Below are 1,654 nucleotides of genomic sequence, written 5' to 3'. Positions count from 1 at the left end.
ATATAAAACGAAACTCTATGAAAATAGCTCTAAAATGAAGGTATGTCCAAATAAGCGGGGTTAATCCGGTTGTTATACGCTACAAATGCATCGTAGTACTGGATAGCGTATGCCCCATACTGTTTTGCCGAAGAGCCTGTTCCGTTATATTTAGCCAAAACTTTCTGTATATCCCCCCTGCTAGCATTATTTAAGTTAATATTCAAGCGTATGGATTCTGCTTTTAACACGACCGCAACGTAATGAATATTTGTCTTGTTATCTAATAGCTTCCAAAACATTTCTTCCTCAGTATAATTTGAAGAACCTTCAACTAACTTTTCCGCATCTATTGCAGTCTTTGGAAATATTTGGCCTGGGCCCACGGAAGCAGTCTTTGATTCACCTGATGCAACTCTTTTTACATCAGTTGCATCCATCAGATTAAAAGTTGTAATCTCTCTAAACAAAATGGCTTGAATCATTGCTTTCGGTACTCCAACATCTTCACTTTCGTGAGTAATTTCCCTGTCATAATTCATGATGAAATTAAATGCCCATTCCGCATCATACAATGTTAGTTGCTTCTGAGCCCAATTCAAATGATCATCACGAAGTGTCGTTAAAGTCGAGAGTAGATTTTTCTTAGCTTCCTTTATTTGTTGTTCTCGTTCGGATGCTTTAAGATCCCCAAAACCTAAGCCTGATCCAGTTCCCTCAATCCCAGTCGAGCTCATCCCACTTGGATCAATCCATCGCAAAGGATTGTTTTCCACATAGGCGTACCCGCTTTGGGTCAACGGAAGCTCCATGGTTCCAGCAAACGGATCCTTCGAGATAAACCGCCCAATCTCCGGCATGTAATAACGAGCACGGGCGTAATTCAAACCGGTTGTGTAATCATACTCCAATCCCGTAAAACCGAAGGTGTTGTCTGGGCCCGGCCAGTTCTTGTCAAACTTCTTGCCCGGATGCGGGATACCAAACTCATCGTAATGATATTTGGTGATCATCTTCCCGGTTGGGTCGGTTAATCCGACTACAGAACCCATACGGTCTTGGAGATAGTAGAATTCGGACGGATCAAGGGATTCGGTTTCTGCGGAATTGGATTCTGTTCCCGCTAAAGTCCCTTTGTTATGTCCGTTCGCTTTTCCTTTGCCTGGGATTGATTCTGAACCTGAATTGACTTCCGAATTGTTCGGATTGTCCTCCCAGCCGTTATTCGGATCGTTTGCCGGGATATATGACTTCCCGATCAAGCCCATCCCATAAGCCATGACTCCTATGGTTTCATTCTCTTCATTTGTCGTCATGAGCACTTCAGGTAATGGATTGGCTACATCGTTTGTAAAGTTCTGGACATAGAACCGTTCCTTAAACTCTTGTTCGGAACCTTTGAAACGATTCTTGTACTTGCCATAGGCATGTCCCTTGCCATGTTTTTCGTCACTCTTGCCATTGTTTCCTTTATCGTCGTTGTTCCCTTTGCCATTATTCCCGTCATTTCCATGGCCTTGATTTCCGTTTCCATTGCCATTTCCATTATTTCCGCTGTTTCCACCGTTCCCGTTACCACCGAATGGAGGAGCTGCAGAAGATCCGCCGCCATTGCCGTTTCCATTTCCGCCTTTTGCGGCGAATACATCATTGAGTAAAGATTGAGTCATCACAT

The 1,654-nt window shown here is 43.4% G+C and carries 1 protein-coding gene; it reads right to left on the bottom strand.

Translation table 11 applies throughout. The annotated features are described in order from the left end of the window. Nucleotides 1–29: 29 nt before the first annotated feature. The coding region (locus tag ACFO8Q_RS08570; RefSeq protein ID WP_380025357.1) for an RHS repeat domain-containing protein at nucleotides 30–1,654 on the bottom strand (1,625 nt) is incomplete at its 5' end.

The organism is Effusibacillus consociatus, from assembly GCF_042652925.1.
GTDB classification, from domain to species: domain Bacteria; phylum Bacillota; class Bacilli; order Tumebacillales; family Effusibacillaceae; genus Effusibacillus; species Effusibacillus consociatus.
This window is presented reverse-complemented; position numbering and strand designations above follow the sequence as displayed.